The organism is Mycobacterium sp. 852014-50255_SCH5639931 (assembly GCF_001665605.1).
Lineage (GTDB): Bacteria > Actinomycetota > Actinomycetes > Mycobacteriales > Mycobacteriaceae > Mycobacterium > Mycobacterium paraffinicum.
Genome location: NZ_LZSV01000016.1, coordinates 102,175 through 125,988, shown reverse-complemented (window position 1 = coordinate 125,988; position 23,814 = coordinate 102,175). Strand labels below are relative to the sequence as shown.

At 65.7% G+C, this 23,814-nt stretch carries 25 protein-coding genes and 2 pseudogenes; 15 read left to right on the top strand and 12 right to left on the bottom strand.

Annotated features, from left to right (window positions below; genetic code table 11):
• Positions 1 to 184 precede the first annotated feature (184 nt).
• Genes A5758_RS08390 through A5758_RS08380 form a run of 3 tightly spaced genes read left to right on the top strand, consistent with a single transcriptional unit; the run spans position 185 to position 2,499 of the window.
• The gene (locus A5758_RS08390) at positions 185 to 685 is read left to right on the top strand and encodes an oxidoreductase (protein WP_067738818.1); all 501 of its coding nucleotides are present in this window, start codon (positions 185 to 187) and stop codon (positions 683 to 685) included.
• 13 nt (positions 686 to 698) lie between these two features.
• Positions 699 to 2,192 (top strand): molybdopterin-dependent oxidoreductase, encoded by a 1,494-nt coding sequence (locus A5758_RS08385; RefSeq protein WP_067738814.1) that lies wholly within the window; start codon positions 699 to 701, stop codon positions 2,190 to 2,192.
• Position 2,193: 1 nt separating this feature from the next.
• Positions 2,194 to 2,499, top strand: coding sequence for a hypothetical protein (locus A5758_RS08380; RefSeq protein ID WP_067738811.1), 306 nt, complete (start codon positions 2,194 to 2,196; stop codon positions 2,497 to 2,499).
• Here the strand turns inward: A5758_RS08380 and A5758_RS08375 are convergent.
• The 3 genes from A5758_RS08375 to A5758_RS08365 form a co-directional block, all read right to left on the bottom strand.
• The gene (locus A5758_RS08375) at positions 2,456 to 2,839 is read right to left on the bottom strand and encodes a hypothetical protein (RefSeq protein WP_082939621.1); all 384 of its coding nucleotides are present in this window, start codon (positions 2,837 to 2,839) and stop codon (positions 2,456 to 2,458) included. The two genes, A5758_RS08380 and A5758_RS08375, sit on opposite strands and share 44 nt — an antisense overlap.
• 113 nt (positions 2,840 to 2,952) lie before the next feature.
• Positions 2,953 to 4,158 carry an amidohydrolase family protein gene (locus A5758_RS08370; protein ID WP_067738808.1) on the bottom strand — a complete coding sequence of 402 codons (1,206 nt, stop codon included), beginning with the start codon at positions 4,156 to 4,158 and terminating at the stop codon, positions 2,953 to 2,955.
• Between the two features lie 127 nt (positions 4,159 to 4,285).
• Entirely contained in the window at positions 4,286 to 5,317 is a 1,032-nt protein-coding gene (locus tag A5758_RS08365) for a hotdog fold thioesterase (protein WP_067738805.1), read from the bottom strand.
• 184 nt (positions 5,318 to 5,501) lie between these two features.
• Here A5758_RS08365 and A5758_RS08360 point away from each other — a divergent pair, with 184 nt between their 5' ends.
• Positions 5,502 to 6,359, top strand: coding sequence for an SDR family oxidoreductase (locus tag A5758_RS08360; protein WP_067738802.1), 858 nt, complete (start codon positions 5,502 to 5,504; stop codon positions 6,357 to 6,359).
• 74 nt (positions 6,360 to 6,433) lie between these two features.
• On the opposite strand, the gene A5758_RS08355 is transcribed toward A5758_RS08360, so the two are convergent.
• Complete coding sequence (locus A5758_RS08355) at positions 6,434 to 7,879, bottom strand: aldehyde dehydrogenase (protein WP_067738799.1); 1,446 nt, start codon at positions 7,877 to 7,879, stop codon at positions 6,434 to 6,436.
• 168 nt (positions 7,880 to 8,047) lie between these two features.
• Between A5758_RS08355 and A5758_RS08350 the strand changes: the two genes are divergently transcribed.
• From A5758_RS08350 to A5758_RS08305, 10 genes and pseudogenes are all read left to right on the top strand, one after another.
• Positions 8,048 to 9,316, top strand: a complete 1,269-nt coding sequence (locus tag A5758_RS08350) for an aromatic ring-hydroxylating dioxygenase subunit alpha (protein ID WP_067738797.1) — start codon at positions 8,048 to 8,050, stop codon at positions 9,314 to 9,316.
• Positions 9,313 to 9,651: a hypothetical protein gene (locus tag A5758_RS08345; RefSeq protein ID WP_197503834.1), complete on the top strand. Its 339-nt coding sequence runs from the start codon at positions 9,313 to 9,315 to the stop codon at positions 9,649 to 9,651. The genes A5758_RS08350 and A5758_RS08345 overlap by 4 nt, the downstream gene beginning before the upstream one ends.
• Positions 9,648 to 10,910: an amidohydrolase family protein gene (locus A5758_RS08340; RefSeq protein ID WP_067738794.1), complete on the top strand. Its 1,263-nt coding sequence runs from the start codon at positions 9,648 to 9,650 to the stop codon at positions 10,908 to 10,910. The genes A5758_RS08345 and A5758_RS08340 overlap by 4 nt, the downstream gene beginning before the upstream one ends.
• Positions 10,894 to 11,346: a MarR family winged helix-turn-helix transcriptional regulator gene (locus A5758_RS08335; protein ID WP_067211336.1), complete on the top strand. Its 453-nt coding sequence runs from the start codon at positions 10,894 to 10,896 to the stop codon at positions 11,344 to 11,346. The genes A5758_RS08340 and A5758_RS08335 overlap by 17 nt, the downstream gene beginning before the upstream one ends.
• Before the next feature lie 117 nt (positions 11,347 to 11,463).
• Positions 11,464 to 11,730: pseudogene (locus A5758_RS08330) on the top strand (2Fe-2S iron-sulfur cluster-binding protein); the annotation flags it as partial.
• Between the two features lie 31 nt (positions 11,731 to 11,761).
• Positions 11,762 to 12,505 carry an SDR family NAD(P)-dependent oxidoreductase gene (locus A5758_RS08325; RefSeq protein WP_067738791.1) on the top strand — a complete coding sequence of 248 codons (744 nt, stop codon included), beginning with the start codon at positions 11,762 to 11,764 and terminating at the stop codon, positions 12,503 to 12,505.
• A 19-nt stretch (positions 12,506 to 12,524) separates the two neighbouring features.
• Positions 12,525 to 13,793 carry an aromatic ring-hydroxylating dioxygenase subunit alpha gene (locus A5758_RS08320; protein ID WP_067738787.1) on the top strand — a complete coding sequence of 423 codons (1,269 nt, stop codon included), beginning with the start codon at positions 12,525 to 12,527 and terminating at the stop codon, positions 13,791 to 13,793.
• 16 nt (positions 13,794 to 13,809) lie between these two features.
• A complete protein-coding gene (locus tag A5758_RS08315) occupies positions 13,810 to 14,133 on the top strand; it encodes a hypothetical protein (protein WP_067738785.1) in 324 nt (107 codons plus the stop codon).
• A 30-nt stretch (positions 14,134 to 14,163) separates the two neighbouring features.
• Positions 14,164 to 15,009 carry a TauD/TfdA family dioxygenase gene (locus tag A5758_RS08310; protein ID WP_067211353.1) on the top strand — a complete coding sequence of 282 codons (846 nt, stop codon included), beginning with the start codon at positions 14,164 to 14,166 and terminating at the stop codon, positions 15,007 to 15,009.
• 39 nt (positions 15,010 to 15,048) lie between these two features.
• A complete protein-coding gene (locus A5758_RS08305) occupies positions 15,049 to 15,471 on the top strand; it encodes a hypothetical protein (RefSeq protein WP_231987252.1) in 423 nt (140 codons plus the stop codon).
• A 21-nt stretch (positions 15,472 to 15,492) separates the two neighbouring features.
• Here A5758_RS08305 and A5758_RS08300 read toward each other — a convergent pair whose 3' ends face one another.
• The 6 genes and pseudogenes from A5758_RS08300 to A5758_RS08280 all read right to left on the bottom strand — a co-directional run bounded on the left by A5758_RS08300 (position 15,493) and on the right by A5758_RS08280 (position 21,315).
• Positions 15,493 to 16,989, bottom strand: coding sequence for a class I adenylate-forming enzyme family protein (locus tag A5758_RS08300; protein ID WP_067738782.1), 1,497 nt, complete (start codon positions 16,987 to 16,989; stop codon positions 15,493 to 15,495).
• A pseudogene (locus A5758_RS25670) lies at positions 16,986 to 17,060 on the bottom strand (16S rRNA (guanine(966)-N(2))-methyltransferase RsmD); the annotation flags it as partial. The pseudogene A5758_RS25670 and the gene A5758_RS08300, both read right to left, overlap by 4 nt.
• A gap of 1 nt (position 17,061) precedes the next feature.
• Positions 17,062 to 17,997 (bottom strand): acyl-CoA dehydrogenase family protein, encoded by a 936-nt coding sequence (locus tag A5758_RS08295; RefSeq protein WP_067211359.1) that lies wholly within the window; start codon positions 17,995 to 17,997, stop codon positions 17,062 to 17,064.
• The gene (locus A5758_RS08290) at positions 17,994 to 19,151 is read right to left on the bottom strand and encodes an acyl-CoA dehydrogenase family protein (RefSeq protein WP_197503809.1); all 1,158 of its coding nucleotides are present in this window, start codon (positions 19,149 to 19,151) and stop codon (positions 17,994 to 17,996) included. Before A5758_RS08290 ends, A5758_RS08295 begins: the two co-directional genes overlap by 4 nt.
• Positions 19,148 to 20,245 (bottom strand): acyl-CoA dehydrogenase family protein, encoded by a 1,098-nt coding sequence (locus A5758_RS08285; protein ID WP_067738780.1) that lies wholly within the window; start codon positions 20,243 to 20,245, stop codon positions 19,148 to 19,150. Before A5758_RS08285 ends, A5758_RS08290 begins: the two co-directional genes overlap by 4 nt.
• On the bottom strand, positions 20,242 to 21,315 hold the full coding sequence (locus tag A5758_RS08280) for an acyl-CoA dehydrogenase family protein (RefSeq protein ID WP_067211366.1): 1,074 nt from the start codon (positions 21,313 to 21,315) through the stop codon (positions 20,242 to 20,244). Before A5758_RS08280 ends, A5758_RS08285 begins: the two co-directional genes overlap by 4 nt.
• Before the next feature lie 77 nt (positions 21,316 to 21,392).
• Between A5758_RS08280 and A5758_RS08275 the strand changes: the two genes are divergently transcribed.
• A complete protein-coding gene (locus tag A5758_RS08275) occupies positions 21,393 to 22,250 on the top strand; it encodes an LLM class flavin-dependent oxidoreductase (protein WP_067738778.1) in 858 nt (285 codons plus the stop codon).
• A 3-nt stretch (positions 22,251 to 22,253) separates the two neighbouring features.
• Here the strand turns inward: A5758_RS08275 and A5758_RS08270 are convergent, their stop codons facing one another.
• Together A5758_RS08270 and A5758_RS08265 are read right to left on the bottom strand one after the other, a co-directional pair.
• On the bottom strand, positions 22,254 to 22,973 hold the full coding sequence (locus A5758_RS08270) for an SDR family oxidoreductase (RefSeq protein WP_067738776.1): 720 nt from the start codon (positions 22,971 to 22,973) through the stop codon (positions 22,254 to 22,256).
• 10 nt (positions 22,974 to 22,983) lie between these two features.
• The gene (locus A5758_RS08265; RefSeq protein ID WP_066958635.1) at positions 22,984 to 23,805 is read right to left on the bottom strand and encodes a FadR/GntR family transcriptional regulator; all 822 of its coding nucleotides are present in this window, start codon (positions 23,803 to 23,805) and stop codon (positions 22,984 to 22,986) included.
• Positions 23,806 to 23,814 lie beyond the last annotated feature (9 nt).

The window sequence follows — 23,814 nt, the reverse complement described above, 5'->3', positions numbered from 1 at the left end:
CTTCTCGGGCTGAGTCCCGCAAGCTGGTCACAAAGCGCTGAGCACTCGCCAGGCACAGACAGTAAGAGTATCAATGGCAGTCGCATGCTCGATGCAACAGTTTCCCAGCGTGGCGCGGGCCGGCTCGAGCTCGGCAATTTAACCAGGACGGTTTGTAATTAATCAGCGTGGGTACCACGCTCGCATGGTCAATGTCGTCCCGCGGCGGTCGATCTCGATTTGGCGAAGCATCGTGACCTCACCGGTGCTCACCCTGAACGGCTGGGTTGCCTTCAACCTGCCGCGAACGGTGACCGCGTTGGGCGGCTCGCTGTTGGTGGGCCTGGTGGCGGTGCATGCCTACGTTTGGATCAGGGAACCGGGCGTTCCCTGGTCCTTCGCCGTCTACTCGGCTTTGCTGGCAGTCTGTTGCCTGACGGCCGCGGCCGCGATGATGTTCGCCTTCAAACCGCGTGTGCCACAGGCGGGGTGGTACCTCGGCAGCTTGGTCTGCCTGGCTTTCCTGGCGGTCTACCTGGTCAGCCGCTGGGTCAGCCTGCCGGGGCTGGAGTCGCTGACCGGCCGATGGGATCTGGCGCCGGGCACATTCGCTTTGGTGTTCGCCGCCGCGTTCATCGCGGTGCACACGACGGTGCTGTCCGGCGTCAACGTGGCCTACCCGCAACGGCAGCAGTGGTACGACTGACTGGAGCCCAGGCATGACGACACTCGACTACCCGGCGTGGCTGCGAGTGGACCATTGGCTCAACGTCCTGTTCGTCACCCTGATCATCCGCAGCGGCATCGAGATCCTCGGCACCCACCCGAAGTTGTATTGGCACGACGACAGCAAACCTGGCAGCGAATGGGCGCGCTTCACCCGCAAGGTCATGCCGCGCAACCGGTTATACGACACCCTCGACGAAGAAGAGTCCTACAGCTCGCTCGTTGCGCTGCCCGGTCACAAGAAATTGGGTATGGGTCGGCATTGGCACTTCTTCACGGTGATCTGCTGGATTCTGCTCGGGTTCTCCTACTACGTCCTGCTATTCGCGACTGGCCAATGGCATCGATACTGGCCTTATTCGTGGTCGATTTTTCCCGAGGCGGCCAATGACATCGTCACGTACATGTCGTTCAACCTGCCGCCGCTGCTCCCCGGCGAGCCGTTGGACGCCATTCAGAAGCTGACCTATGCGGGGGTCGTGTTCATCCTCGCGCCATTCCAGATCCTGACTGGGGCCGCGCAGTCGCCGGCGATCGAGGCGCGCTTTCCCTGGTATGTGCGGATGTGGGGCGGCCGGCAGTGGGCTCGAAGCCTGCATTTCCTGGGGTTGGTGGCCTTTGTCGTCTTCATCCTGATCCACCTGTCGATGATCTTCTTCTGGGGCTGGGGCCAACTGACGGCGTCGATGATCTTCGGCTCCGTGCGCAACATCAATTGGGCGACGGCGTGGTCGCTGATGATCATCGGAGCGATCGTCGCCGTCCACGTCGCCGCCACCAAATGGAGCCTCCGCCATCCCGTGCAGGTGCACCGCATACTCGGCGCCGTGGTTACCGGTGCCCGGCTGCTCTTGCTGCGTCCGCTGAACTCCCGGCAGGACTATCCGGTCCGCAAGTTGACCAAAGATCACCGGGTGAACGGAAAGCCACCCGCCAGTGCGGAATACAAAGTGATGGCGGTCCACAACTTCGTCGACTGGCGGCTACCGGTCGGTGGGCTCGTCGAAAATCCAGTGACGTTGGACTTGGCCGCGTTGCGGGCGCTGGGCGAGCGGCAGACGCAGCGGACGATGCACAACTGCGTGCAAGGCTGGACCAGTATCGGCGAGTGGAGCGGAATTCTGCTGACCCAGCTGGCGGATGTGGTGCGGCCGTTGCCGCAAGCCAAATACATCTGCTTCCTCAGCATGCAGGAGACTGGGCGTGACGAACCCGCGGCAGAGAGACCGGGGGGCCAGTTCTACGAGGTGATGGACCTCGAACTCGCTTACAAACCGCAGACGCTGCTGGCGTATGAGATGAACGGGCGGCCGTTGCCCATCAAACATGGCGCACCGCTGCGATTGCGGGTGGAGACGCAGGTCGGATTCAAGATGGTCAAGTGGATCAACGGGATTGAGTTCATCAACGATTATTCCGGCATCGGTAAAGGTCTGGGTGGCTGGCGTGAGGACCATGTCCACTACGACAAAGACGTGGAGATTTGACATGACCGATGGCGATCCGATGGTGCGGCCGGAACTCGTCGCCCTGAATTCCGCTGCGCAGCATCGTGTTATGGGAAATATTTCCGCCAAGGGCGGTCACTGCGAGGCGTGCGGCGGAACCGAGTTCGAGGTCGGGCACGCCTTATATCTGGGATTTCTGTTCCTCAACGAGGACGACGACGCCTACATGGTGGCGCTGACGTGCCGCAATCCGGATTGTCCGAAGCCGCGCACCGGAATCGTGTTGCCGGAGAGGGACTTTCTCAGCCTGGGAACCTCGGCTTCGGAGAACGCGACCGCGTCCTGAGGCGGCGGCGTCCCTTTGCCGGCGCGATCTGATCGCCGGGCAGCGCCGGGCGCGGCAGCCCGAACTTTTCGGCGATACCGGAAACCCCGCGGAGATCCTCACATAGCGACCGGAACCGGCGCTCGTCCGTGTCATCGAGCAGACCGAGCGAGCTGTAGTGCACCAGGCGGGGTAGCCGCCCCGCCAGTGCCGCGCCCCAACGGACGCTGAAGTCGTAAAGTTCGCCGTCGTCGACCGAATCCTTTCGACCCAAAGCCTGGAGGGCCGCAATTTCCTCGGCGAGAAACTCGACGTCGGCGTCGATGCTGACCGGTGCCCGGCCTTCCGATGCCACGCTCATCTGTCCTCCCGTCCCTCTGATCCCGCAAGGGCGGGTACCCAGTTTCATCGGCGCCATCGCGCTCGGCCCGCTGGGAGGAAGAATTTGGCGCTGCAGGGTGTGCGCCGAACACCTCAGGCCGAGACGGGTTTCTTCGCCGGCGCCGACACCTTCATCAGCTTCATCAGGTTGCCGCCCATGATCTTTGCGATGTCCGCCTCGTCGAAGTCGGTGAGCTCGTCGACGAAGGAGATGGGGTCCTTCAGGCCTTCGGGATGCGGCCAGTCCGAGCCGAACAGCACTCGGTCGGTACCCACCATCTTGACGATCTCGGTGAACCGGTCCTCCCAGAACGGGGTGATGTAGACGCAGCGCTTGAACGCCTCGATGGGATCCTCGCTGAAGGACTGCGGCATCTTCTTGTAGACGCCCTTGAGGCCCTTGAACAGGTCCGGCACCCAGTCGGCGCCGTTTTCGATCGACAAGATCCGCAGCTCGGGGTTGCGAGACAGCGCGCCGTGGCAGACCAGCGCACCCATCGCGTCCAGGATCGGCCGGTGGCCCATCGCGAAGCTCCGGAACGCGGTCGGCTTGAACGGCAGGAACTCGTCGCCCGGCTCCCACACGTTCGCGAATTCCGAATAGCCGCTGTCGGAAGCGTGCATCGAGACCGGAAGCTCGGCTTTGATGCAGGCCTGCCAGAACGGGTCGAACTCCTCGAGCCCGAACGACCGGCTGCCCTTGTAGCCGGGCACGGGCGCCGGGCGGACCAGCACGGTGCGGGCGCCGCGCTCCAATACCCATTCGAGTTCTTCTAGCGCGCGCTCGACGATGGGCAGGGTGATCACCGGGGTGGCGAAGATGCGGTCCTTGTAGTTGAACGACCACTGCTCGTACATCCATTCGTTGAGCGCGTGGATGACGTCGTGGGTCATCTCCGGGTCGTCCTTCATGCGCTCCTCGACCAGGCTGGCCAGGGTCGGGAACATCAGGGCGTAGTCGATGCCCAGCTCGTCCATGACCTCCAGCCGCGCGCCCGGTTCGCGGAAGGCGGGGATGGCCTTCATCGGTTCGCCCAGGATCTCCCGGTAGCTCTTGCCCTGCGCGCCGTTGCGGAAGTAGTCCTCCTGGGCGCCCGGCTTGGCGACCTTCTCGAAGGTCGGGTTCGGGATGTACTCGCTGATGTGGCCGCGCACCACGATCTTGGTGCGACCGCGCACCTGCACGTAGTCGATGACGTTCTTGCGCTTCTCGGGGAGGTACTTGGTCAGCGCCTCTTGCGGCTCGTACATGTGGTTGTCCGCGTCGAACACGGGGAAGGAAAGTTCGCGAGACGGCATGGCGATCTCCTTGCGGAAGTACTCGGGTTCTCTGTAGGTGGTAATGACGTTACCACTTTGGCCCCGTCGCGTGTAGCGCCACCAGTCGGCTCGGTCGCCGCGCTGGCGTGACGTTCGTCGTCGGCGGCTAAGCGTCCGGCCAGTTGGGAAGCTTCGGCGTCGCCCCGTTAATGATGGCGAAATTCACCGTCGCGGTCGCGGCGAGCTCATCGTCGGCCTCGCCGTAGATGTCCACCTGCATCACCATCGCCCGTCGCCCGGACCGCAGCATCCGGGGCACGGCGAAGGCGGAGCCCTGCCGGATCGGGCGCAGGTAACGAATGAAGAGGTCCGCCGTCGTCATCGTGGTGTCCGGCTGCAGGTAGTCCAGCCCGAATTGTCCGCCCGCCACGTCGACGAGTGTCGCGACCAGGCCGCCCTGCAGTGCGCCGGAAGTGTTGACCACGGCCGGGCTGACCGGCATCGTCATCGCGAATTCGCCATCGCGGGTTCCCGGACGCATGCCGATCTGCGCGAACAGTTCGCTCAGCGACGGCGTGCTCGAATCTTCGTCGCCGTCCCGGATACCCAGAGCGCGACTGCAGAAGTCATACAGTTGACCGACGTCGACCGGAGCTCCGTTCAATTCCGTTCCCAGCCAATGCAATCGCTGTGCCCCCATCACCGTCTGCATGACGATGGCGGCCGCCGCCCCGACGTCCACTCCCGGGTTGAAGACGCCCTCGGTGATGCCCTGGCCCACGATGTCGCGAATGAGTCGATGCATGGGTGAGAGCACTCGGGCGTAGTCGCGTGGACGGGTCTCGGCCAGATGTTGGTTATAGAGGGTCAACGCGCGATTGAGGCTGTCTTGGGTGGTCGATTCCGGTTGCTGGCTGATGCGATCGATCACCAGCTTCAGCGCCGCGGTGCTGTCCAGCCCGTCGGTCTCGGCGCGCCACGTCTGAACCGACTGGGCGATGGTCCGGTCGAACAGCGCGAGCAACAGCTCGTCTTTGCTGCTGAAATGCTGGTAAAAGGCGCGCAGCGACGTTTTGGAGCGGGCGACGACCTCCTGCACGGTGAAGTCGGTGCGTCCCGTCTCGCCCAATATCTCGACGGCCGTCTTGATGAAGCGGTCGCCGCGGGTCACTTCGACGTCGTCGCCAAGGTCGGTCATGAGCGATTCGTCCCCTTCCTTGGCGCGGTGCGCGCCATGAGAATGAGGTTACCGTGGGCACCCGGTGTATCCGAGAAACCGTGGTTTCCGTCCCGTTCGTGGTTCCGGGCAGGCGCGCGTCGTATCGGCGGCCTGCTGTCACGATCCGCTCTACCAGCCGCGATTCAGGGATTAGGCTGCTGGAATGACAGCGAGCGTGTCCGGGAAGGTTGCATTCGTCACCGGCGGCGCGTCCGGCATCGGCGCGGCGTTGACCACCGCGCTGGTCGACGGGGGCGCCGAGGTCTGGATCGCCGATCGGCAGATCGGCCCTGCGCGGGAGTTCGCACAACGCCTCAACAGCGGCGGTGGTAAAGCGCACGCGATCGAGCTCGATGTGCGCGACTACCCATCGTTTGAGCGCGCCGCGGCCGAGGCGCTGCAGCAATCCGGGCGGATCGACTACTTGTTCAACAATGCCGGCATCGGAGTCGCCGGTGAGGTCGACAAGTACACGCTCGACGACTGGAACGACGTCTTCGACGTGAACCTGCGCGGTGTCGTGCACGGTATCCAAGCGGTGTATCCGATCATGATCCGGCAGCACTCCGGTCATATCGTGAACACGGCCTCCATGGCCGGTCTCATGACGACCGCGGGCCAGGCAAGCTACACCGCCACCAAACACGCCGTCGTCGCGTTGTCGAAATCGTTGCGGCTAGAGGCCGAGCGCCACGGGGTGCAGGTCTCGGTGCTCTGCCCCGGCGTGATCCGGACCCCGATACTTACCGGCGGCAAGTACGGACGGACTGATATGGCGGGCATCAGCAACGAGGAAATCCTCGATATGTGGGAGCGGCTGCACCCGCTGGCGCCTGAAAAGTTTGCCGAGCGAGCGCTTCGCGCCGTGTTGCGTGGAGACGCGATCATCGTGGTGCCCGCGTGGTGGAAGGCGTTTTGGTACCTCGAGCGGCTCTCGCCCGCGTTGTCGATGCGAGCCGCAAAAGGAATGCTCAAGCGCGTTCGTGCAATGGAGCAGGCCTCGGCGCCGTCGGCGGGTTGACGATCGGCCCGGGCGCCGCAATGACCTTTGCGCCGTGCCGATGGGCGATCCGAAACCCGGCGTGTGACTGAGGATTACGTCGAAATCGCGATGGACTTGGGTTCCAGGTAGCTTTCGATTCCCTCGGGTCCCAGTTCCCGACCGTAGCCGCTGCCCTTGACACCGCCGAACGGAGCGAACGGGTCCATGGTGTAGCCCTGGTTGATCCCGAGGGTGCCGCTGCGCACCCGGGCGGCGATCGACAGAGCCCGCTCGGTGTCAGCGCTCCATACCGATCCGGCCAGGCCGTAGTCGGAGTCGTTGGCGATTGCGACCGCGTCGTCCTCGTCGCGATAGGGGATGACGGTGAGCACGGGGCCGAAGATCTCTTCGCGGGCGATGCGCATGCCGTTATCGGCGGAAGCGAAGAGGGTCGGCGCGACGTACCAGCCGCGGTCGAGGCCGTCTGGCATGTGAGCCCCGCCGGTGACGAGCTGCGCGCCTTCGTCCTGGCCGATCTGGATGTAATTGCGGACGCGATTCTGTTGGCGGCGGGACACCAGCGGGCCCAGCTGGGTGCCCGGGTCGCTGGGATCACCCACCCGCAGACTGGTCATCTCCGCTGCGAGTGCGTCGACATACTCGTCGTGTCGGTGCTGGGGGACCAGCAGGCGGGTCAAGGCGTTGCAGATTTGCCCGCTGTTCGACAGGCTGGCCGACCGCACTCCGGTGGCGACCGTCTCGGGTGCGGCGTCATCGAGGACGATGGCGGCCGATTTGCCGCCGAGTTCCAGACTGACCTTCGTGAGGTTCGCCGCGCACGCGGCCGCCACGGCCCGCCCCGCGGCCGTCGATCCGGTGAACGACACTTTGTCCACCCCGGGGTGCGACACCAGGAGTTCGCCGACGGCGCTGTCGCCGGGCAGGAAACTGACCACGCCGGGCGGCAGGTCGATTTCATCGAGAATCTGCGCCAAAAGCAATGCGTCCAAGGGTGATTCGGGCGCGGGCTTCAGCAGGACCGCGCACCCGGCGAGCAGCGCGGGCACCAGTTTGGTGGTGATGAGGAATTGGGGCATGTTCCACGGCACGATCGCGGCGACGACGCCAACGGGTTCCTTGTGCACCTGCACGTCGGCACCGAAGAAGCCGCGGCGCGACTCCTTCCAGGTGTGGCGCTCGGCCAGGTCGCAGAATGCGCGCATCATCATCGCGGGCAGGCCGACTTGGGCGCGCTGGGCGAAGGTGATGGGAGCGCCGATCTCGGCCGTGATGATGCCGGCCATCTCCGCGCGCCGCTGGTCGTAGGCGTCGGCGAGTCCCCGGATCGCGGCGATCCGCTCGGCGGGGGTGGTGCGGCTCCAGGCTCCCGAGTCGATCGCCGCGCGTGCGGCCTTGACCGCCGCCTCGACGTCCGCGGGTTCGGCAGCGGCCACCTCGGCGATGGATTCCTCGGTGTGTGGGGATATGACCTCGAATACCCCACCGTGCGACAGCACCGAGCGGCCCGGAGCGATCCGCAACCCATGGTCTTGCTCCATCGAAAGACTCCCATCGGCAATATCAACTACTTGCGATTATGTCGTGGAGCATATACCGTCGGCCCCGACGGGGTCCTGCGGAATCACTGAAACCGGTGGCCGCGCGGCCATTCGGAGTGAACCGGCCGTCGGGCGGCCCGTGTGACATCGGATCGGATAGGAGCGTTCATGGCTCGATTCCCCAAGCCGCCGGAGGGCAGCTGGACGCAGCATTATCCCGAGCTGGGAACCGGACCGGTCTCGTATGAGGATTCCATCAGCCCGGAAATCCACGAGTTGGAACGAGAGGCCATCTTCAAGCGCGCCTGGCTCAATGTTGGTCGCGTTGAACGTCTTTCGCGTACTGGCAGCTACTTTACCAAGGAGCTCAAGGCCGTCAACACCTCGATCATCCTGGTGCGCACCAGATCCGGGGAGATCAAGGCGTATCACAACGTGTGTCGGCACCGCGGGAACAAGTTGGTGTGGAATGACATGCCGCTCGAGGAGACCAGCGGTGTGTGCCGCCAATTCACCTGCAAATACCACGCCTGGCGGTACGACCTGGACGGCAACCTGACGTTCGTGCAGCAGGAGGAGGAGTTCTTCGACCTCGACAAGAGCCGCTACGGGTTGGTGCCGGTGCATTGCGAGGTCTGGGAAGGCTTCATCTTCGTCAACTTCGCCAAGCATCCCGAACAGTCGCTGCGGGAGTTCCTCGGGCCGATGGTCACCGCGCTGGAGGGGTATCCGTTCGACCGGATGACCTCGCGCTGGCACTACCGCTCGGAGGTCAAGGCGAACTGGAAGCTCTACATGGACGCGTTCCAGGAGTTCTATCACGCCCCCGTGCTACACGCGAACCAGTCGCCAACCGCCTACTCAAAAGCGGCCGCCGAGGCCGGTTTTGAGGCCCCGCATTACCGATTGGAAGGCCCGCATCGGCTGGTCAGCACGTCGGGAGTGCGGGCGTGGGAGATGGCGGCGGAGATGCGCAAGCCGATCGAGGACATCTGCCAGAGCGGCCTGTTCGGTCCATGGGACAAGCCGGATCTCGGGAAGATGCCCGCCGGGCTCAACCCGGCGAAATGCGATCCGTGGGGGCTGGACTCCTTCCAGCTCTTCCCCAACTTCGTGATCCTGTTCTGGGGACAGGGTTGGTATCTGACGTACCACTACTGGCCAACCTCCTACAACTCCCACCTCTTCGAGGGGACGTTGTATTTCGCGCAGCCGCGCACTCCGCGCGAACGCGTCGCCCAGGAACTCGCGGCCGTTTCGTTCAAGGAATACGGCCTGCAGGACGCGAACACGCTCGAGGCGACTCAGAGCATGATCGAGTCGCGGGTCATCGATCGGTTCCTGCTCAACGACCAGGAGATCCTGCTCCGGCACTTGCACAAGGAAACCGCGGCGTGGATCGATCGGTATCGCCGCACCGCTACGGCGGGGGTGTGACCGCGATGTCTCCCATGCTGCCAACCGAATTCGCCGACCTGGAGCAATTCACGGACTGGTGTCTGCCTTCCGAACCGGAGCGCTACGCCAAGAGGCTGGCGAGCACGATGACGGAGATGAAGGCCTTTTACGACGCGATCACGCCCCGCGCGGAAGAGGCCCTCGCGTACTGCGACAAGTTCTCCCTCGACGACTTGCCCGATGATGTGCTGAATCTCATGCATCTGCTGTATTCGATGATCATGGTGTCGTTTCCGGTGGAGTGCTGGAAGCAACCGCGGGTGCCCGACTCCGGTGCGTCCACCCTGGATTGCGTGTCCGAGCCCGTACCATGACCACCGTCCTGCGGGCGGCGCGGTGGGGTGACGTGATCGACGGCCAGGTTCGCTCACCCGCCGTCGTGGTGGTAGAGGGTGAGCGCATCGCCGCCATCAATCCCGAAGGCGGCGTGCCGGATTGGGCGACGGTCATCGACCTGGGCGACGTGACGCTGCTGCCGGGCCTGATGGATATGGAACTCAACCTGCTGATCGGCGGCCCCGGTGGGCCGGAGGGCTTGCCGTCGCCGATGCACGGTGTCCAGGACGATCCGGCCTATCGCACTTTGCGTGGTGCGGTCAATGCGCGCACCACCCTGGAGGCGGGTTTCACCACCGTGCGCAACCTGGGGCTGATGGTGAAGACCGGCGGCTACCTGCTCGACGTTGCGCTGCAGCGCGCCATCGACCAGGGCTGGCACGCCGGCCCCCGCATCTATCCCGCCGGCCACGCCGTCACCCCTTACGGCGGACACCTGGATCCGACGGTTTTCCAGCGGCTCGCGCCCGGCATCATGCCGCTGTCGGTGGCCGAGGGCATCGCCAACGGTGTCCCGGACGTGATCGCTTGTGTCCGTTACCAGATTCGCCACGGGGCGAAGCTGATCAAGGTGTCGGCCTCCGGCGGGGTCATGTCCCACAGCACGGCCCCGGGAGCCCAGCAGTACTCCGACGCCGAGTTCGCCGCGATCGCCGACGAAGCCCACCGGGCCGGCGTGCGGGTGGCGGCGCACGCCGTCGGCGACAGCGCGATCCAGGCGTGCATCCGGGCCGGCATCGATTGCATCGAACACGGATTCCTGGCCAGCGACGAGACCATCCAGATGATGGTCGACCACGGCACCTTCCTGGTCTCCACCACGTATCTGACCGAGGCGATGGCGGTCGACCGGATCGCACCGGAGCTGCGCAAGAAAGCCGAAGAGGTGTTCCCGCGGGCGAAAGCCATGCTGCCGAGGGCGATTGCCGCCGGAGTGCGGATCGCGTGCGGCACCGACGCGCCGGCGATTCCGCACGGCCACAACGCCAAGGAGCTGGGCGCGCTGGTGAAGCGCGGCATGACGCCGATGCAGGCGATCCGGGCGGCCACGGTCGTGGCCGCGGAGCTCATCGATGCCGACGAAGAACTGGGCCGACTGGCGCCCGGCTACCTCGCCGACATCATCGCCGTACCCGGCGATCCCGCGCAGGACATCGACGCCACACTCGACGTGCCGTTTGTCATGAAGGGCGGCGAGGTTTTCAAACAGGGAGGCAACCATGGAACTCACCGATAACATCCTGTGGTTGCTCAAGCAGGCTTTCTATTACTCGCTGACCACCATCAACGACGCGATGCGAGTGCACGGTGTCAGCACTGCCCAGATCGGCGTGTTGCGCCAACTCGCCAATGAGCCCGGCCTTTCCGGCGCCGAACTGGCCCGCCGCCTGTTGATCAGCCCGCAGGGGGTTCAGCTCGCGCTGACCGCGCTGGAGCGCCGCGGCCTGGTGGAAAGAAAGCGCGATCCCCAGCACGGCCGCATTCTGCAGGCCTACCTCACGGGGGAGGGCCGCAAAGTCGCCGCAACGGTCGTCAACGACGCGATCGCCGCTCACGAAGAGGTGTTCGGTGTCCTCAGCGAGCAGGAGCAGCAAACCCTGCGTGAACTGCTGGGCCGCGTGGTCGAAAAGGGCACCGGCCACGAGCTTTTCAACGACCGCGTGGAGAACTAGGGCCGATTCTCTAGTACTTGATATTAATCGCAAGTAGTTGATACTGTTCGAGAGATGCCAGAGCCCAGAGCGACCGCCGCGTCGGGGTCGCACGATAGCGACGGGGTCGTGACCGAGGAAGTGACCATAGAGCTGGACCGGCGCGCCACGACGGTGCCCTACAGTGCGGGCGATACCTTGCTGCAGACCGCCCGCATGGCGGGCTTGGCCGCGCCGTCCTCGTGCGAAACCGGTTCCTGCGCAACCTGCATGGCGCGGCTGACGCAGGGCAGCGCCCGAATGCTCAACAACGACGCACTCGATGACGACGAGGTGGACGACGGGTGGGTCCTGACCTGCCAGGCGTTGCCGACCAGCCGCACCGTACGCGTGGTCTACGAGTGAAGGGGAGAACAACCGCAATGGGGCGCAGTCGATGAGCCGGGTGGCCGTGGTGACGGGCGGCGCCTCGGGTATGGGCGAAGCCACCTGCCACGAATTGGGCCGGCGGGGACACAAGGTCGCGGTCCTGGACGTCAACGAGCAAGCGGCGCAGCGTGTCACCGAGGATCTGCGTGCCGAGGGTGTCACCGCGATCGGAGTGGGTGCCGATGTCACCGACCGGCCCGCGCTCGAGCAGGCATTCGCCAAGGTCCGCAGCGAGTTGGGCCCGGTCACCGTGCTGGTGACCAGCGCCGGGCTGTTCGGCTTTTCGGCCTTCGCCGACATCACCGCCGAATCGTGGGCGCGGATCATCGACGTCAATCTGACCGGGACGTTTCATTGCTGCCAACTTGCGCTCCCGGACATGGTCGATGCGAATTGGGGCAGGATCGTCATGATCTCGTCGTCAAGCGCTCAACGTGGCTCACCGTTCGCCGCCCATTACGCGGCGTCCAAAGGCGGTGTGATCACCCTGACCAAATCGCTTGCACGCGAATATGCCTCGCACGGGATCACCGTCAACAACATCCCGCCGTCGGGCATCGAAACGCCGATGCAGCATCAGGGGCAGGCGGCCGGTTACCTGCCGTCCAACGACCAGATCGCCGCCAACATCCCGCTGGGCTATCTGGGCACCGGGGCTGACGTCGCCGCTGCGGTGGGATTCCTGTGTTCGGAGGAAGCCAGATTCATCACCGGCCAGGTTTTGGGCGTCAACGGCGGAGCGGTGTTGTGACGTCGATCAGGAGGTTCAGATGACGCGATCGGGCAGGCCACCGGAGGGATCCTGGACCGAGCACTATCCCGAACTGGGCACCGGCCCGGTGTCATTCGGCGACTCCACGTCCCCGGAGTTCTACGAGCTCGAACGCGAAGCGATCTTCAAACGCGCCTGGCTGAACGTCGCCAGGGTCGAGGAGTTGCCCCGCGTCGGCAGCTACCTCACCAAAGAGCTCGAGGTGGTCCGGAGTTCGGTCATTCTGGTGAAAGCGCGAGACGAACGCATCCGCGCCTTCTACAACGTCTGTCGTCACCGGGGAAACAAGCTGGTGTGGAACGACTTTCCCGCCCAGGAAACCCGAGGCACCTGCCGGCAATTCACCTGCAAGTACCACGGGTGGCGTTACGACCTCGAGGGGGCGTTGACATTCGTGCAGCAGGAATCCGAATTCTTCGACCTCGACCCGTCCGACTACGGGCTGCGACCCGTGCACTGTGACGTCTGGAATGGGTTCGTCTTCATCAACTTCGACGCCCAACCCCGACAGAGCCTGCGCGAATTCCTCGGGCCTATGGTCACGGGTCTCGACGGGTACCCGTTCGAGAAATTGACCGAACGCTACGAGTGGGTGGCGCATAACAACAGCAACTGGAAGATCTTCGCCGACGCTTTTCAGGAGTACTACCACGTACCTTCGCTGCATCCGCAACAAGTGCCTCCCGACGTGCGCGACCCCAACGCCGGATTCACCTGTGGGCACTTCCAGCTCGACGGTCCGCACCGGCTGGTGTCGACCGCCGGGCGGCGGCGGTGGCTGCTGCCTCCCGAGTACATGTATCCGATCGAGCGGACCACCCAGAGCGGGCTGGTCGGCCCGTGGCGCACACCGGATATCGGTGCGCTACCGCCTGGCCTCAACCCGGGCGGCATCGAGCCATGGGGCATCAGCAATTTCCAGATCTTCCCCAACATCGAAATATTGATCTACGGCGGCTGGTATCTGCTCTACCGGTATTGGCCCACCTCACACAACACGCATCGCTTCGAGGCCTATACCTACTTCCACCCGGCCCGCAGCGTGCGCGAACGCATCGAACACGAAGTGGCGTCGGTGGTGCTCAAGGAGTTTGCGCTGCAGGACGCGGGGATGCTCGGTGGCACGCAGGCCGCACTGGAATACGGAATCGTCGATGCGTTTCCACTCAGCGACCAAGAAATCCTGGTACGCCACCTGCACAAGGTCGTCACCGACTGGGTCGACGCGTACCAGCGCGAATCTGCTTCGGCGCCGGCAGGAGTGTGAACCCGTGTCAGACGCCATGCTGCCCAGCGCCTTCGCCGAATTGGAGAAGTACGCCCAACAGTGGTGCCTGGCAACCGAAACCGAACGCTGGAACGCCCGAATCGCCAGCACGATGCCCGAGATGCGCGAGTTCTACGACGCGTTCTTCCCACGGCTTGAAGAGGCCATCGAATACTGCGACAAGTTCCCGCTCGACAACCTGCCCGACGATGCGCTCAACCTGCTGCACATGATCTATTCGTTGATCATGGTCGCGATGGCGGTGGAGATCATGCATCAGCCCGCGCCCGTCAGTGCCGCCGACGCGGTCATGATCCGCACCGTCGAGCCGTCGCCCTAACGGCAAGGCATTGATCAGGAAGGACAGGCCATGAGTCTGCTCACCATCAACAAGCTCACCGCGTCCGTCGGCGCGGAGGTCAGCGGCCTCGATCCGGGCCGCCTGGCTTCCGACGACCCGGTCGGTGAGGCGGTCTTGGATGCGTTGGAGGACAACGGAGTCCTGGTCTTCCGCGGTTTGCAGCTCGATCCAGAGGCCCAGGTCAGGTTCTGTCGTCTACTGGGCGAGGTCGATCACTCCGCCGACGGCCATCACCCGGTCGCCGGCATCTATCCCATCTCACTGAACCCGGCCAAGAACTCCTCGGCGGAAATCTTGAAGGCCACGTTCGATTGGCACATCGATGGATGCACGCCGCTCGACGACGAGTGCCCGCAGAAGGCCACCGTCCTGTCGGCGGTGCAGGTGGCCGAGTGGGGTGGCGAAACCGAATTCGCCAACTCCTATGCCGCCTACGACGAACTGACCGAAGAAGACAAGGATCGCTTCGGGTCGCTTCGCGTCGTGCACTCGCTGGAGGCCTCTCAGCGGCGCGCCCATCCTGACGCCTCGCCAGAACAGGTGGCCCGCTGGCGATCCCGGCGCACCCATGAACACCCGCTGGTGTGGACGCACCGCAGCGGCCGCAGATCGCTGGTGCTGGGCGCGTCGGCCGACTACGTGGTGGGCATGGATCTCGACGAGGGCCGAGCGCTGCTTGAGGAGCTGCTCGAGCGCGCCACTAGAACGAACCAGGTGTACAGCCACCACTGGTCGGTGGGCGACACCGTCATCTGGGACAACCGGGGAGTGCTCCACCGCGCGGCCCCCTACGACCCCACCTCGCAACGCGAGATGCTGCGCACGACCGTGCTCGGTGACGAACCGATTCGATAAATCGGTCCGCCGGTTGCCTCGTTGTGGCACGGTTGGCATGTGTTGAGAAAAGCGCTGACCGCCGCAGCAACCGTACTGGGCGGCGCCGGAACCGTTCTTGCGCCGCAGGCGTTCACGCCGTTGGCCGCCGCCGATCAGGACAACTACGTGGCTTTCCTGTCCCCGTCACGCAACATCAGCTGCGAGATCGACTACCAGCGTCGCGGTCTACCCGACGAAACGTTCTGTTTCACCTTGTCGCCACCGGCGTCCGTACGGATGGACACCGGTGGGGGCCTGTCCCGCTGCGCGGGGGAGAGCTGTCTGGCGAATCCGGCGGAGGGCACTCCGATCCTCGGTTACGGGCAGACGATGGGAGCCGGCCCGTTCACATGCCGGTCGGAGACCGGCGGGGTGACATGTACCGTCGTTTCGGGTCGCGGCTTCACCATCTCGAGCTCGGGGATCACACCGGTCGGCTGACCATTCCAGAGTCCGGTCCTCTCAGCCGCCCCGGGCCTCGATCATCGCCGAGCGATTGACCTTGGTCGCCGCGGTGCGGGGAATCGCGTCGACGAACTCGATGGTCTTGGGGGCCTTGTAGTGGGCGAGCCGGGTCTTCGCATACTCGATCACCTGCTCTTCGGTGAGCGCCGCACCGCCGGCGAGCTGCACCACCGCGTGCACCCGGCGTCCCCATTGCGGGTCGGCAAGGCCGATGACGACGACGTCGGCGATGTCGGGATGTCCCGCTAAAGCCGACTCGACTTCCGCCGGAAAGACATTCGCGCCGCCGGTGACGATCATGTCGACTCGGCGGTCGACGATGTAGAGGTAGCCGTCCTCGTCCAGGTAGCCGATGTCGCCGGCGGAGCGGAAGCCGTCTTCGGTGGACGGTAGCGGCGCCGCGCCGCCCACATAGCGCGATCCCGCGCTCATCGGTGCGCGCAGGTAGATCTCGCCGTGTTCACCGGGGCCAAGCTGTTTCGTTCCGGCGTCGAGAATCCGGATTTCGGTATCCCGGAAGCCGCGGCCGACACTGCCCGGGTGGGCGAGCCACTCGTCGCCGCGCAAGGCCGTGAGCCCAAGGTTTTCGGTCATGCCGTATGCCGACACGATCTGCTGCGGGCTCAGCAGTTCGAACCAGGTATGCATGAGCGACGGCGGCATCACGGCGGCGCCCTGCAGGATGAACACGATGCTGGACAGGTCCCGCTCCCGGACTTCCGGCCGGGCCGCGATGCGCGCCAGCATCGTCGGCGTGGCGGTGAAGTTGGTGACCTTGAAGCGTTCGATCACATCGAGAACCAGTGCGGCATCGAACTTTTCCAGCACCACCAAACGGTCGCCGGCCAGCAGGAAGAAGAAGGTGGCGAAGCCGTTGGTGTGATACATCGGCGCGGGCACCATGATGGTCTGTGGCTGAGCGACCGGCGTCCAGTTCGACAGGAACGGCTCGCCGTGCTGGGGGGTCCAGAGCGACGGCGCCAGGCTGAGGATCACTTTCGGTACCCCGGTCGAACCGCTACTGCAGATTCCGTTGACATTGGGGGACACCGCCTCGGGCAGCGCGCCGGCGGATTCGCCCGCCGCCTGCGCCTCGAGGCGCCACCGACTCACCTCGTCCACGACGACCGCGGGGTTGATCACCTCGCGGACTCTGTCTCGCTCCCACTCGGGCAGGTCCCAGTGCATGGGGATGGGAACGGCGCCGATCTTCCAGCACCCCAGGGTGGCCAGCACCAGGTGAATCGAGTTCGGGATCGCCAGCGCGACAAGGGAACCCGTCTCCGCGCCGTAGGCGGCCAGTGCGCGGCCCCACTGATTGGCGCGGGCGTCGAGTTCACCGAAGCTCAGCGACTGCGCGGTGCCGTCGAGGGCGACGACCGTCACCCCGATGTCGTCACGACGCTGTTCGGCGAGCTGTTGAAGTTTGGTTCCGAAGGGGATTCCGTCCGCTAGCGGGTTGGCCGCCACCTCGGCCGCCGCAGGCTTAGTCACGAGCGCCGCTCCTCCTCATCGCTTCGTCCCCCGCAAGCGGGCGGTGCCCCCACTGCATCGTCGCCGGCGCGCTCACGCCGATACCGGCCCGCTGAACAGTGTCTCGAAGGAGCCGTCCGGGATGCCCGGGATGAGGCGCAACGCGAGCGCCTCGGCGCTCAGCGGCAGACGGATCAGCGGCTGGGTATGCCGGTCGAGCACGCTGACATCGGACTCATCGCAGAAGCCCAGCGCGCCGAGCAGTTGGTGCGAGGTGCGTAGCACTTGGCGCGCGGCGTCGGACGCCTTGAGCCGAAGGACAAGCGCGTCCGCCGAACGGACCTCTGTTGGTAGCGATTCCGGACGGCAGATGGTGAATTTCGCCAACTCGTGCAGTCCGCGCACCGCGACCGCGGCCTCCGCCACGGCGAACCGGACGGCCTGAAAGTCCGCCAGTGGCTTACCGAACTGAATGCGGGCACGCACATGATCGGTGACGATCTGCAGCGCCTGCTGCACCGATCCCAGAATCCGCCATGATCCCAGCACGAGATGAAGGTTAACGTCGCCGGCCGGAACAGTTCCATCGGGCTCACCGAGGGAAGCGGGCACCAGGAACGGGCCGAGCTTGGCGTTGGTCCGCGAAGCCGGCCGCGGGTGGTATCGGGTGCCGTCGAGGTCGGCGGCGATCCAGTCACCGGGCAGGTCGCCATGGTCGATGCGCGGCGCAGCGGGGTCGACCAGGGCAAGGCGGGCGCCGTCGATCGCCAGTAACTCTTCGACGAGGGGATAGGGCAACGCGGTAGCGCCGGCGGCGCGGCACAGCACGGCCGCGGCGAGCAGGTCGTCGGGCGCCGATCGGACATCGAGCTCGAACGCGCCGACCTCGGCCAGGGCCGTGCGCGCCGCGTCGCGGATGCCATCGTCGGTTTCGGCGCGCAACGCTGCCTGCGGCCCGCCCAGTCGGCCCAGCCGCTTGGCCGCGACCGCAGCGAAGTCGCTGATGTCTTGTGGCAGATCAGTTTTCACCGGTGTTCTCCCAACACGTCCCTGGCCACCAACATCTTCTGCACTTCGATGGTGCCCGATGCCACGGTGGCGGCCTGCGCGTAACGCCAATGGTCTTCGATCGCCCCGTGCAGCGCAGCGCCGGCACCGCTGTCCAGCGCGACCGGGCCCAACACGTCGAAAAGTAGCTCGGCGACCTGCTGGTCGCACGTCGTGGTGGCGATGCGGGCCGCACTGGCCGCCGCGCCCGCCGCCGGGTCATCTTGCAGCGACACGGCTCGATAGGCCAGCAGCCGGGCGACCCGTAGATCGACGAGCGCCCGCACCCACCGCGAGCGAAGCGATTCGGGAAGCGCGCCCCAATCGTCGCCGAGCAGGGTGCTCATCCGGTCGAGCAAAGATTCGCAGCGCGCGTAGCGGGCGATGCCCACACGCTCGAATGCCAGCGCCTCGCGCATGACCCGCCAGCCGTCGCCGACCTCGCCGAGAACATCATCGGGGAACGCCTGCACGTCGTCGAGGAACATCTCGTTGAGGTGATGCGGCCCCAGCATCGACCCGATAGGCCGGACCGTGAAGCCGGGCCGATCCATCGGAATCAGAAAAAGCGTGAGCCGCTTGGGCTTTGGGGCCTCGGGATCGGTGCAGGCCGCCAGCACACACCAGGACGCCATCAACGCATACGACGTCCACACCTTCTGTCCGGTGATGCGCCAGCCGTCGCCGTCCCGCACGGCGCGGGTACGCAACGAGGCAAGGTCGGTACCGGCCTCCGGCTCGGAAAAACCCTGACACCAGATCACGTCGCCGGCGGCGATGGCGGCCAGGTGCCTGGCCTTCTGTTGGGCGGTTCCGTAGCGCATCAGTGCCGGGCCCACCCAATTGATCCCCATGTATTGGGGACCGCGGGGCTCGTGCTGGGCCCACATCTCCTCGCGCAGCACCGTCTGCTGCCACACCGAACCACCGCCGCCGCCATGCTCTTTCGGCCACGCCAGCGCCAGCAGGCCTTCGGCGGCCAGCAATTTGCAGAACGTCTCGGTGGTGGCGAGATCTTGCGGGTTCTCGGTACAGGCGCCCAGGAAGTCGGCGGGGATGTGGTTGGATACCAACTCCCGCAGGTGGTTTCGCAGTTCTGCGGCGTCGTCGCCGAGGTCGTAATCCATCGTCGTCATCCCTTCGGCAGCCCGAGCAGCCGCTCGGCGATGATGTTGCGCTGGACCTCCGACGTTCCGCCGTAGATGGTCGCGGCCAGCGCGTCCTGGCGTTCGAAGATCAGATCCGAGTCGCTGAGCGACTCTGTTCCTTGGGCAACGGCAGCAAGCTCCCAAACCCGTTGCAACGTAATCGATCCCAGCAGCTTCATGGTGTCTGCTTCGGGGCTCGGTCGGCCCGCCAATTCGTTGCCCAGGGCGCGGTATCCGGTGGCCCGCAACGCTTCGGCATCGGCCAGCAGGGAACCGAGCTCGGTGCAGATATCCGCGGTCGGCTGTGCCCTGCGTACCGATTCGAGTCCACGCTTGATCTCGACCCAGTTCATGATCCAGATCATCTGGCGTTCGTGGTGCAACGACGACAGCGCAACGTTCCACCCACCGTGGAGCGGGCCCAGCAGGTTTTCCATCGGAACTTCGACATCGTCGAGGAAGACCTCGCAGAATGTCTCGTCGGAAATCGACGCCATCCGGATGGGCTCGATGCGCACCCCCGGCGAATGCAGGTCCAGGATCAGGCAGGAAATGCCCCGATGTTTCGGTGCCTCCGGATCGGTGCGGGCATACAGGGTGCACCACCGCGACTCGTGGGCTTGGGTGGTCCAGATCTTGTGGCCGTTGACCCGAAACACTTCTCCGTCGCGTTCGGCGCGCGTGCGCAGGCCGGCGAAATCGGATCCGGCTTCCGGTTCCGACATGCCCAGCGCCCACCATTCGTCACCGCGCAGCAGGGGAGCCAGCAGGCGGTCGATCTGGGCGGCGGTGCCGAACTGACGGATGCCGGGTGCGGCCACATTGGGGCCCGCGATGTTGGGCAGCTTGGGCGCGGACCGCAGCGCCGCCTCGAGCCGGACCTCCATCGCATCGCGCAGACCCAGCGATCGGCCGCCGTGTTCGCGCGGCCAGGTCGGCTGTATCCATCCGGCCTCGAAGGCCGCTCGCTGGTAATCGCGCCGCAGCTTCAGGTCCCAGCGGTACTCGCGATAATTCTCGTAATAGTCCTTCGGCAGAAACTCCCTTAACCAGGCGCCGAATTCGTCGATGACCGCGGTCATGCCGCGCCTCCCGCGAAACGGCGGCCCACCTCGTGATAGAGCACGCGGCTGTCGCCCAGCATCGCGGCGGCCTGCCAGGCGTGGCGGACATAGAGGTGGGCGTCGTGCTCCCAGGTCTGCCCGAGCGCTCCGTGCACTTGGACCGCGGTTCTCGCACAATTGGCGGCCGCATCGCCGGCCGCCGCCTTGGCGAGCGCCGCAGTGGTCCAGGCGTCCGCGGGCGTGGTGGCCGGATCGCCGAGCCGGGCGGCTGCGGCGTAGGTGAGGCTGCGGGCGCGCTCCAGCCCGACGTAGTTGTCGGCGAGCGCATGCTTGATCCCCTGGAACGCGCCGATCGGGGTGCCGAACTGACGACGCGTCTTGGCATGCTCCACGGCGCGGTGCAAGGCTGCGCTCGCCGTGCCTACCAGGTCGGCTGCCGCGGCCACCAACGGCGCCGTCAACGCGCTTTCGATATCGACGGGCGCGGTTGCCAACGGCTCGGCGTCGACCTCGACCTCTGCCAGCGGCTGCGCGGGATCCGTCGATTCGCCCCCGATCACGGTCACCCCGTCGCCGCAGCGCGCGACCGCCACCACCGTGTCATCAGGGCCGCTGTCGGCGCGCGCTAGCGTGACGAGCAGCTCGGAGCGGGTCAGGTTGGGGACCGCGACCGCGCGTCCGCGCAGGCGTCCGCCGCGCAGGGTCATCGGCACCCCGGGCAGCCGAGATCCCCTGGCGTGCACGGCCAGGGTGGCGACGGCGCCGCCGGCGATGTCGTCGAGAATCGCCTCGAGACCTGTGCCCCGGAGCGCACCGGCGGCCAGGCCGACACTGCTCAACAGCGGGATCGGCGCGATGGCGGCACCGCATTCCTCGAGCACTACTGCGAGCTCCACCGGTCCGTAGTCGCCGGCCCCGGGCGCGGCCAGTTCCGTCCAACCGAGATCGACCACCGTCTTCCACAGCGTGCGCCACCGCTCCGGATCCGTCATCGCCTGGCGGGCGGCGTCGGGCGGGCACTCGGTGCGTAGGACGTCGCGCACCGTGTCGCGCAGCGACAACTGCTCCGAATTCAGTCCGACATCCATAAGACCCCTAACATAATAAAAATAGTAAACTAGCGGCCCTGTCGCAATCGCACAGGAACAAACGCATAGGTGGGTGCATGGTCGAGTGGTATTTGTTCCTGCCGCAGGTGCGGCTGTCGGCGACGGACATCGTGGGGCGGGCACGCCACGCCGAGGCCAGTGGCTTCGACGGCATGGCGTTCATCGATCACCTCGAGGCGCCCGGTCTGCCCGATGAAAGCATTTGGGAGGCAATGGGCATTGCGAGTTGGGTGGCGGCCAAGACCGAGCGGCTGCGCATCGGTCATCTGGTGCTTTGTGATGCCTTCCGCCACCCCGCCGTGCTGGCCAAACAAGCCGTCACCCTGTCGGATGCATCGGAGGGCAGGTTCGACCTGGGCCTCGGGGCGGGGTCCTGGCCCGCGGAGTTCACCAGATTCGATGTCGGCCTGCAGGACGCGGTCGCCCGGGTCGAGCAGCTGGATCGGCACCTGGCGCTGCTGCGGCAGTACTGGGGTGACCATCCGGGCGCCGGCTCGGCTGCGCAAGCCCCGCCGAGGTCTCATCCGATACCGCTGGTCCTCGGCGGCACGGGCCGCCGGATGATGGAACTCGTTCGCAGATACGCGGATTGGTGGAACCTGCCGGCGAACCACCTCGACAAGTTGCCCACGCTGGCCCCGGCGGCCGGCACGGCCCGGCTCTCCGTTCAGCAGATGGTGGGGTTCGTGCGATCGGGTACCGACCCCGACACGGTGCGCGAGGTCAGCACGCGGCGATTCGGCAACCTGGGCGCAGGGCTGGTGTGTGGCGATGCCGACGAGCTCATCGGCCACTTCACCGGGCTGGCGTCCCAGCGCGTCGAGCGGTTCTACGTGTGGTTCGCCGATTTCGCCGTACCCGATTCCCTGCACGAGTTCGGCGAAACGGTGATCAAAGCGTTCCCGGCGCCGTAGCCGTCAACCCCGTTGCTCTGCGCGCCGCCGCGCTTCCGTGGGGACGACCGGCGGCCGCGCGAACGGTCCGCGCTGGACCGCGCTGAGCCGGATCTCCGGCAGGTCGACCGACGGGTCGACGGTGTCCAGCCAGGCCACCGCGTCCGCCACATCCGAGACCTGGATGGCGTACATCTCGAAGGGAACGTCCTGAAGCATCTCGGTTTCCACCGGGCCCGGGGTGACGATGTGGACGCTGATGCCGTCACGGTCGACTTCCAGCGCCAAGGCCCGGGCGAAGGCGTTCATCCCGGCTTTGGACGCCGAGTAGGCGGTTCGCGCCATCATCGGTTCGTGCGCCGCCGACGACGAGATGAACACGAACCGCGAACCCGCGCGCATCCGGGGCAGGGCGGCGGCGGTCACCACGAAGCACGAATCCAGATTGGCCGAGATGATGGTCCGCCACTGCTCGAACGTCTGCTTGCGCGCGTACGTTCCACCCAGCGTGCCGGCGGCGTGGACGACGAGGTCGATTGTCTCCAATGTGCTTGTCGCAGCGGCGAATCCGTCTGGATCCGAGGCATCGGCCACGATGTGGCGCGCGCCGATCTCCTCGGCGGCCGCGCGCAACGGGGCCTCGCGACGCGCCGCCAGCACCACGTCGTAACCCAGCTCGGCCAACTTGCGACCGCACCCTTTGCCGATCCCGCCGCTGCCGCCGGTGACCAATGCGGTTCTCACGGGCTGCCTCTCAGGTTTGGCGGAAATCCCGCGTCCGCGACAATGCCTGCGGCGACAGCGCGTGAATTCGTTGATCGTGCCGACCGGAGAGCACGTAGGTCTGGGTGTCGGCGAGATGGCGGCCCGCGATGCGGCGCGCCCGATCGACGTCGCCTTCCGCGATGGTCTCGGTCAGCTTGACGTGCGTGCTGAGCACCGCGCGGCGCTGGGCCAGCGAGGGGTAGGTGCCGCGCGCCGCGCTCTCGTCCGCCCACTGTTGTTCGTGGCTGGTCCAGAGCGTCTCCAAGCTGCCGACCACCGCGATGATGGTGTGGTTTCCACAACCGCGGACCACGAGATCGTGGAATTCACGGCCGATTTCGGTGAACAACCCGCCGTCTTCGATGTTCTCGGCCATGGAGTCGTTGACCCGGTTCAGCTCTGGGACCAAGGTGTCCGCCCGGTCCGGCCGGCGGGCGGCCAGCGCGGCGCACGCGGGCTCGAGTTCCTGCAAGGCCATGCCGAGGTCGGCGACCGCTACGGACTCGCTCTGCAGTAACAGCCCGAGCATGTACGCGGCGCTGGTCTTCGCCGGGGCGTGCACAACGGCGCCACCACGGTTCCCCCGTCGCACCGAAACCAGGCCCTCGGTTTCCAGAATCCGCAGCGCTTCGCGCAGCGAAACCAGACTCACGTTGAACTGCTCGACGAGCACCTCTTGACGCGGCAAGAGATCGCCGTCGGCGAGGTCACCGTTGATGATCTGGCGGCGCAACTCGTCGGCTACGATTTCTGCGATCCGCGGTGCCGATAATCGGCGACGGGCGTCGCTCCCAATTCCCAAGGCGGTCATCCGATCCTC

Coding starts and splice junctions, on each gene's coding strand:
- A5758_RS08375 (WP_082939621.1), bottom strand. CDS start 2,839: ATGAGCGTGGCATCGGAAGGCCGGGCACCGGTCAGCATCGACGCCGAC.
- A5758_RS08355 (WP_067738799.1), bottom strand. CDS start 7,879: ATGGAGCAAGACCATGGGTTGCGGATCGCTCCGGGCCGCTCGGTGCTG.
- A5758_RS08350 (WP_067738797.1), top strand. CDS start 8,048: ATGGCTCGATTCCCCAAGCCGCCGGAGGGCAGCTGGACGCAGCATTAT.
- A5758_RS08360 (WP_067738802.1), top strand. CDS start 5,502: ATGACAGCGAGCGTGTCCGGGAAGGTTGCATTCGTCACCGGCGGCGCG.
- A5758_RS08290 (WP_197503809.1), bottom strand. CDS start 19,151: ATGACGACGATGGATTACGACCTCGGCGACGACGCCGCAGAACTGCGA.
- A5758_RS08320 (WP_067738787.1), top strand. CDS start 12,525: ATGACGCGATCGGGCAGGCCACCGGAGGGATCCTGGACCGAGCACTAT.
- A5758_RS08315 (WP_067738785.1), top strand. CDS start 13,810: ATGCTGCCCAGCGCCTTCGCCGAATTGGAGAAGTACGCCCAACAGTGG.
- A5758_RS08370 (WP_067738808.1), bottom strand. CDS start 4,158: ATGCCGTCTCGCGAACTTTCCTTCCCCGTGTTCGACGCGGACAACCAC.
- A5758_RS08275 (WP_067738778.1), top strand. CDS start 21,393: ATGGTCGAGTGGTATTTGTTCCTGCCGCAGGTGCGGCTGTCGGCGACG.
- A5758_RS08325 (WP_067738791.1), top strand. CDS start 11,762: ATGAGCCGGGTGGCCGTGGTGACGGGCGGCGCCTCGGGTATGGGCGAA.
- A5758_RS08340 (WP_067738794.1), top strand. CDS start 9,648: ATGACCACCGTCCTGCGGGCGGCGCGGTGGGGTGACGTGATCGACGGC.
- A5758_RS08265 (WP_066958635.1), bottom strand. CDS start 23,805: ATGACCGCCTTGGGAATTGGGAGCGACGCCCGTCGCCGATTATCGGCA.
- A5758_RS08285 (WP_067738780.1), bottom strand. CDS start 20,245: ATGACCGCGGTCATCGACGAATTCGGCGCCTGGTTAAGGGAGTTTCTG.
- A5758_RS08365 (WP_067738805.1), bottom strand. CDS start 5,317: ATGACCGACCTTGGCGACGACGTCGAAGTGACCCGCGGCGACCGCTTC.
- A5758_RS08385 (WP_067738814.1), top strand. CDS start 699: ATGACGACACTCGACTACCCGGCGTGGCTGCGAGTGGACCATTGGCTC.
- A5758_RS08280 (WP_067211366.1), bottom strand. CDS start 21,315: ATGGATGTCGGACTGAATTCGGAGCAGTTGTCGCTGCGCGACACGGTG.
- A5758_RS08335 (WP_067211336.1), top strand. CDS start 10,894: ATGGAACTCACCGATAACATCCTGTGGTTGCTCAAGCAGGCTTTCTAT.
- A5758_RS08310 (WP_067211353.1), top strand. CDS start 14,164: ATGAGTCTGCTCACCATCAACAAGCTCACCGCGTCCGTCGGCGCGGAG.
- A5758_RS08390 (WP_067738818.1), top strand. CDS start 185: ATGGTCAATGTCGTCCCGCGGCGGTCGATCTCGATTTGGCGAAGCATC.
- A5758_RS08380 (WP_067738811.1), top strand. CDS start 2,194: ATGACCGATGGCGATCCGATGGTGCGGCCGGAACTCGTCGCCCTGAAT.